This is a genomic window from Photorhabdus akhurstii (genome assembly GCF_018448925.1).
Lineage (GTDB): Bacteria > Pseudomonadota > Gammaproteobacteria > Enterobacterales > Enterobacteriaceae > Photorhabdus > Photorhabdus akhurstii.
Genome location: NZ_RCWE01000052.1, coordinates 1 through 5,945 on the forward strand (window position 1 = coordinate 1; position 5,945 = coordinate 5,945).

Annotated in this window: 4 protein-coding genes; all 4 read left to right on the forward strand. The window is 61.1% G+C overall.

All coding sequences use genetic code 11. The features are described from left to right. On the forward strand, positions 1–501 hold a 501-nt coding region (locus EAE93_RS23350), incomplete at its 5' end, for a type VI secretion system domain-containing protein (RefSeq protein ID WP_214040672.1). After that, positions 498–4,043: a type VI secretion system membrane subunit TssM gene (gene tssM / locus EAE93_RS23355; protein WP_214040673.1), complete on the forward strand. Its 3,546-nt coding sequence runs from the start codon at positions 498–500 to the stop codon at positions 4,041–4,043. The genes EAE93_RS23350 and tssM, both read left to right, overlap by 4 nt. A 79-nt stretch (positions 4,044–4,122) precedes the next feature. Beyond that, positions 4,123–5,466 carry a VasL domain-containing protein gene (locus tag EAE93_RS23360; protein WP_214040674.1) on the forward strand — a complete coding sequence of 448 codons (1,344 nt, stop codon included), beginning with the start codon at positions 4,123–4,125 and terminating at the stop codon, positions 5,464–5,466. 21 nt (positions 5,467–5,487) lie between these two features. Continuing rightward, positions 5,488–5,945 (forward strand): contractile injection system protein, VgrG/Pvc8 family (locus tag EAE93_RS23365; RefSeq protein WP_250151169.1); only part of this gene is annotated, 458 nt, incomplete at its 3' end.

Here is a 5,945-nt window from a genome sequence, read left to right on the forward strand (position 1 = left end):
GCTCAGGCGGCCGAAAAACTGGGTTACCGCCCTGTCGCTGATGCTATCCGCGATGAACTCCGGGCCTTTCTTGACCGCCTGCCGGTCCTGCAAAACCTGTCTTTCTCCGATATGAGCCCGTTTATCTCAGACGCCACGCTGAACTGGCTGCATCCCCCGGCGACCGCCGCCGTCAGCCGCGGCGCCACGCAGGAACAGGACGCTATCTGGCAATGCTTTCAGCAACACGGCCTGGAAGCCGCCCTCAACGCCGCGGAGCACTATCAGCAACACCTGACCGAACCCCGGGATCAGTTCTACGGTCAGCTGCTGACGGCACAGTTACTGGAACAGGCGGGGATGAGCGCGCTGGCACAACAACATTACCGACAGCTGCTCCGGGCAGGACGACACCTGTCACTCGCCGACTGGGAACCCGGCCTGCTGGCGGCACTGGCAGAAAAAGCCCCGATGACCGCCCCCTCAAAAGAGACGACCGCAAACAGGAGCGTTAACCCATGAACTGGCTTTCTCTACTGCTGAAAAATATCAAAAAACCGGCGATGCCGCGTCTGCCGCCACTGAAAGCCGCCGCCTCGCTGATACTGGCCCTCCTGCCCTGTCTTGCCCTTATCTGGCTGTGGTGGTGGGGACCCGGCTGGCAGTTTAAACAGACCCGCCCGCTGGAAACGCTGTCTGCCCGCTGGCTGGCGACGGTCATCCTCCTCCTGCTGGCCCTGAGCGTTGTCGGGATAAAAATCTGGCGCCGCCTGCGCCAGCTTGAAAAGCTCAGGCTGGAGGTGGAACTGAAAGCCGTCGATCCGGCGCTGGCCGACATCACCCGTCAGGACAGTTATCTCCATCACTGGAAAGCCCAGCTGCAACGCCATCTGGGGACCTGGGATTATCTCTACCAGCGCCCCTGGTACCTGGTGATGGGCAACACCGGCAGCGGCAAAACCTCACTGATTCAGGAAGGCTGCCGGCTGACTGACATTGCCGCGCCGGACACCCTGACCGGGGAAGAGGCGCTGCCCCTGCATCTGCGCTGCTGGCTGGGGGAGAAAGCCGTCATCATTGACCCGGACGGGTTCCTTATCGACCAGATATCGCCGCCGGACACCCCCAAACCTCAACTGCCCGCCCGCCTGTGGCAGGCTCTGCTCGCCTGGCTGACTGAAAACCGTCAGCGCCAGCCGCTCAACGGCATCATCCTGACGGTGGATATTCACCGCTTACTGACCGACAACAAAGCGCAGCGGGAACGGGTTATTGCCGCGCTTCACCTGCGCCTACAGGATCTGCGATTAACCCTGCATAACCATCTGCCCTGCTATCTGGTACTGACCAAACTCGACCGGCTGCACGGTTTCAGCGCCGCCTTCCAGTCGCTGGACAGATCGCAGCGCGCCCAGATCCTGGGCGTCACGTTCAGCCTGAATGCGCAGGATGAGCACAGCTGGCGCGCTGAGCTGGCACAGTTCTGGCGCCAGTGGATGCAGCAACTCAACGCGGCCATGCCGGACATGATGCTCAATAAAGTGGATATCAGTCAGCGCAGCCCCCTGTTCAGCTTCACCCGCCAGATACAGGGGCTGCACAGCGCGCTGGTACAGCTGCTGGAGGGGCTCCTTTACAACGGCGGTCCGGCACAGCCGGGCCTGCGGGGGGTTTATCTCACCTCGTCTACACAAATCGGCCAGATGGATGACATTTTTACCCAGTCTGCCGCGGTGCAGTATCACCTCGGGCCACAGGCTTTTCCCACCTGGCCGGTGGCGGACACCGCGCCCTACTTCACCCACGCGCTGTTTGAAGAGGTCCTGCTGGCCGAACCGAATCTGGCGGCTGAAAACCGCCTGTGGTTAAACCGCCACCGCCACAAACTACTGACCTTCTCCACCGTGGGCGCCGGAGTGGTGCTGGCCCTGTGGACCGGCTGGCACTACTACTATCAGAAGAACTACCGGGCCGGCGACGAGGTACTGGCGCAGGCCAAAACCTTCCTGTCCGTGCCGCCCCCCCAAGGCGAAGACCGTAACGGCAATTTACAGCTTCCCCTGCTCAATCCTGTCCGTGAGGCCACGCTGGCCTACGGGGATTACCATCAGAAAGGGCTGCTGGCGGATATGGGACTTTATCAGGGCGCGGCGGTCGGCCCGTATGTGGAAAACACCTACCTGCAACTGCTGTCTCAGCGCTTCCTGCCCGCCTTAATGAACGGCCTGCTGGATGACCTCAACCGGGCACCTAAAGGCAGCGAGGAAAAACTGGCCGTCCTGCGCATCATGCGGATGCTGGAAGATGGCAGCGGCCGCAATAAATCGCTGGTGGAACACTATATGCAGGCGCGCTGGAGCCAGGCTTTTAATGGCCAGCGCCCGTTACAGGCGCAGTTACTGACTCACCTGGACTACGCGCTGGATCACACCGACTGGCGGGCGGCGCGGGAGTCGGGCGATCAGGCCGCGATCAGCAGCTTTGCGCCTTACAAACTGCCGCTCATCAAGGCGGAGAAAGAGCTGAGCCAGCTCTCCATTTATCAGCGGGTCTATCAGAACCTGCGCATTAAAGCCCAGGATTCACTGCCGCCGCCCCTCAACCTGCGCGACCAGATTGGCCCGGGCTTTGACCGCCTCTTTATTGCCAATAATGACAAACAACTGATTATCCCGCAGTTCCTGACGATAAACGGCCTGAACAACTACTTCGTCAAACAGGACGACCAGCTCATCGACCTCACCGTCATGGACAGCTGGGTCCTGAACCTGTCGCATAACGTGCAGTACAGCGACACGGACCGCAAAGAAATCCAGCGACAAATCACCGAGCAGTACCTGGGGGACTACACGGCCACCTGGCGCGGGGCGATGAACAACCTGGATATTCGTGATTTTACCGATATCCCGCAGGCCATCAGCGCCCTTGAACAGGTTATCAGCGGCGAACAGCCCATCAGCCGCGCCCTGCAAATCCTCAGCGACAACACCCGTCTGCCGGAGATTGACGAGACGCTGCCGGCCAAAGCCCAGCAGCCGTTACGTGATACCCCGGATTACCGCCTGCGGGCGCGTATTCACCGGGAATTCGCGCCAGAAACCGCGGTGCTGGTGGAGTACGGCGACAAAAACAGTACCTTGCAGGAGGTTTACCAGAAACTGGTGGCGCTGCACCGTTACCTGCTGAGCATTCAGAATGCCCCGGTACCGGGTAAAGCCGCCCTGAGCGCCGTGCGGCAGCGGCTTGAGCAGCATAACAGCGACCCGATTTTCGAAGTCCAGCAGCTGGCGAAAAACCTGCCGGCGCCGCTCAACCGCTGGGTCGGCGAACTGGCCGGACAGGCATGGCGGGTGGTGATGAGGGAAGCCATCAGCTCGCTGGAAATCGAATGGCGCGACACCGTGGTCAGACAGTACCAGACCTACCTGGCCGGCCGCTACCCGTTCGACCCGGAAGCGACGCAGGACGTGCCGCTCAGTGAGTTCGAGCGGTTCTTCCGGCCCGGCGGCACGCTGGATGCCTTCTATCAGCAGAACCTGAAACCGTTTGTGGAAAACAACCTGACCCACAGCGCTGACGGCCAGCAACTTATCCGCCAGGATGTACTGGAACAACTGAAACTGGCCGACCGTATCCGCGACACCTTCTTCTCGCCGCAAAACGGTCTGGGCACCCAGTTCGCCATTGAGCCCCTCAGCCTGACCGGCAATAAACGCCGCAGCCTGCTCAATCTCGACGGCCAGCTGCTCGATTATGCTCACGGCCGCGGCAGCATTGTACACCTCATCTGGCCCAACTCGATGCGGGCCGGGGTGGAAAGCCAGCTCACGCTGATACCGGATGCCAGCGGCAAATCCCCGCGCGCCATCCGCTTCACCGGCCCGTGGGCTCAGTTACGTCTGATTAACAGCGGCAAACTGACTAACGTGCGTCAGGATGCGTTTGATGTGCGGTTCACGGTGGACGGGGGCGACATGACCTACCGTATCTACGTGGATGAATCCGACAACCCGTTTGCCGGCGGCCTGTTCAGCCAGTTCAGACTGCCTGACACGCTGTATTAATGGCAAATTTTATTCATTGCAAAATAGAAACCCGCCCTGTCCTCCGCGCCGGCGGAGGCAGGTGAAAGGATGAACGGCCATGAGTGAACACCCTGAAAACCTGATTATCCGCGCCGGCAGTAACCCGATGAATCTGCCGGCGTTCACGGCAATACGCGAGGAAATCAATAAAATCAACCACCCGTCTCAGCCGGCAGTGAACTGGCCGCTTATCGAATCCCTGGCCCTGACGCTGTTTCGCACCCACGGCGTCGATTTGCAGAGCGCGATTTACTACACCCTGGCCCGGATGCAGCTCAGCGGCCTGGCGGGGTTTACCGAAGGCTGTGAACTGCTGGCCGGGGTGATGGTCAGCCAGTGGGATGCACTGTGGCCCCCGCAGCCGGCGGTCCGCACTGAGATGCTGGACTGGTTTAACACCCGCTGCGGCAACGCGTTACGCCAGCACGACTATACCCCCCGTGACCTGCGGATGATTTACCGGGCCGAGCGGGCCTTACAACTGATAGTCGACCGGCTCCAGCAGTCCGACCTGAAACGCCTGCCAAAAGTCGAAAACCTGTTGTGGTTCTTCCAGAACACCGCCAAAAAACTGGAACAGACCCGCATCCTGCCCAAACCCGCCGCCAAACCCGTGCAGATACCGCCGCTGGTTTACCTGGCCAACACAACCGAGCCGGCACCATCGGAACCGGACACTGACGACGACGCGGGATACGACCACAGTCAGCCTAAAGTCCAGGTCCGTTTCCCTGAACCGCCCCCGCGGCCGATGAGCGCGTTACAGGGGTTTGGCCTGGGTCTCTTACTGGGCGTGTTTGTCCTGACCGGCAGCTGGCTGGGACTTTACCGGCCGCTGCAACAGCAGCTCACTGCCCTGACTGACACCCCGGACGGAGCCAGACTGGCCTGGTTATCTCATCCTGACCTGCCAACCTATGCCCAGCAGTTAACCCGGCTGGCGGACACCTCTCCGCTGGTGGTGCTGCAACAGGCTGAGCAGCTGACCGACAGGGCACAAAAAACCTGGCCGCAGGACAGCCGGCAGCAGCGTGAAACGCAGCGCTGGCAGCAGTTACAGACCATCCGGCTGGAAAACGCGCCGGTCTCCGGCAGCTGGCAGCAGACCCGGCATCAGCTCCAGTTACTGGCGGACAACATCCTGGCGCAGGAGCGCAACCGGGGCAGTTTCACCCTCTCTTACCTGAAAACGGCGATTTACCAAATCCAGCACAGCCACAACCGTGACCGCCCGCTGGAAGAGCTGCTGCGCCAGCTTTCCGCCGCCGTCGAACAGGGACAGCCCGTCTCACCGGCGCTGATAAAAAAGACCGACGACCGGTTTAACGCCCTGCTCAGCCAGTATTACGCGTTGCAGAAAGCCGCCGGGCTGACCGCGCTCCCCGGGCAACCCCGCCCGTAAATTCAGAGAAGGAATCCCCCTATGTCATTCCAGAAAAAAACGTCCGCCGCCGGCAACCTCGCCCGGCACCTCGCTGACCGGCTGAGTCCCCAAAGCGCCGGCGGCTTACAGTTTACCCTCACCGCCGGCGGCCTGCCGCCGCACACCTTCGTGGTGGCCGGCTTTACCCTGCGCGAGGCCCTCTCCACCCCGTTCACGCTGACGGTCAGTTTAGCCAGTGCCGACCCGGCCATTGATTTCACCGCCGTCCTCGACAAAAGCGCCACCCTGACCATCCTGCGCGAAGGCAAAGTCGAGCGTACCGTCACCGGCATGGTCGCCAGCTTTGTCCAGGGCAATACCGGCAAACATCAGACCCGCTATGACATGACCATCCGGCCCGATATGTGGCGCGCCACCCTGCGCCAGAATGCCCGGATTTTTCAGCAGCAGGATATCAAAACCATCATCACCACCCTGCTCAAAGAGAACGGCGTCCG

Bases quoted from the DNA above. Each gene is read 5' to 3' on its own strand.
- tssM (WP_214040673.1), top strand. From the start codon at position 498: ATGAACTGGCTTTCTCTACTGCTGAAAAATATCAAAAAACCGGCGATG.
- EAE93_RS23360 (WP_214040674.1), top strand. From the start codon at position 4,123: ATGAGTGAACACCCTGAAAACCTGATTATCCGCGCCGGCAGTAACCCG.